The sequence below is a fragment of the Paenibacillus sp. 01L418 genome (assembly GCF_056400045.1).
The window spans coordinates 1-1,041 of the sequence record NZ_JBFTSN010000802.1 but is presented as its reverse complement, the minus strand read 5'-3'; the positions used below and the strand labels follow the sequence as shown (position 1 = coordinate 1,041).

The 1,041-nt window shown below is 47.8% G+C and carries 2 protein-coding genes; both read right to left on the bottom strand.

Going from position 1 to position 1,041, the window contains the following annotated elements:
• Nucleotides 1-665 (bottom strand): pseudouridine synthase (locus tag AC1DSE_RS35745; RefSeq protein WP_477529178.1); only part of this gene is annotated, 665 nt, incomplete at its 3' end.
• A 1-nt stretch (nt 666) separates the two neighbouring features.
• Nucleotides 667-1,041 (bottom strand): RsmF rRNA methyltransferase first C-terminal domain-containing protein (locus AC1DSE_RS35740; RefSeq protein ID WP_477529177.1); only part of this gene is annotated, 375 nt, incomplete at its 5' end.

Here is a 1,041-nt window from a genome sequence, read left to right as displayed (position 1 = left end):
AGCTTAAGCGGACCCATCGATACTCTTTTCAAGTATACGACCTTTTTGCCGACAGCTTCAAACATTCTTTTCACTTGGTGGAACTTACCTTCCATAATGGTAAGGGAGATACTCGAAAATATTTCATCATCCCGTTGTTCACGACTCTTGATGTGTAACTCAGCCGGCATCGTAACATACCCGTCGTCTAATGCAACGCCAGCCAAAAAAAGCTGCTGGTCTTCTTCGCCAACATCGCCAAGAACCAATGCTTCATAGGTCTTCGCAACATGCTTGCGCGGAGACAACAGTTCATGAGCAAGCTGCCCATCGTTCGTCAGCAGCAGCAAGCCAACCGTGTCTTTATCCAGTCGTCCGACTGGAAATGGATCTCGCTGCCGATCGGAGAGCTCAAGTAAATCGATTACCGTGCGTTCACGACTATCCTCTGTTGCAGAAATAACGCCCTGCGGCTTATTCAACATGAAATAAACGACATCACGATACACGACAGGTGCGCCGTCAAAATAAACCTTTGCTGTATCAGGGTCAACGATTAGTCCGCTGTCTTTCACTACTTTATCATCTACAACAACCATGCCGAGCTTCACAGCTCGTTTAATTTCGCTGCGCGTACCCAGTCCCATATGGGCGATCAGCTTGTCAATTCGAATACGTTTACTCATTCTACATCCATCTCCATCCTGCAGGCAGTTCATTTTTGATCATTCCAGCGGCATATTTCCCCCAACCTATCGGGAAACCGTCTGTGCAAACTAATATATATCCTTTTGAGGCGGCGCCAGCATGCACCGTTAATTCCGATTCATCAACAAACAAGGTTTCCCCTTTGAGATATCGAATCGTCTGCTCATCAGACGAGCTCCAATTAACAGAGCGCACGGCTTCATCATTCTTTAACCCCATGGCTAGCGGGTGTGACGGTTCAAATCGACCTCGAATAGCTTCACCTACATACCAGCCGGCTCTAACCACGCGCAAGCCATCGAGCGATGGCAGTTCGGCAGGCTGAATATATACGCGAGAACCAAAGGCTACAAC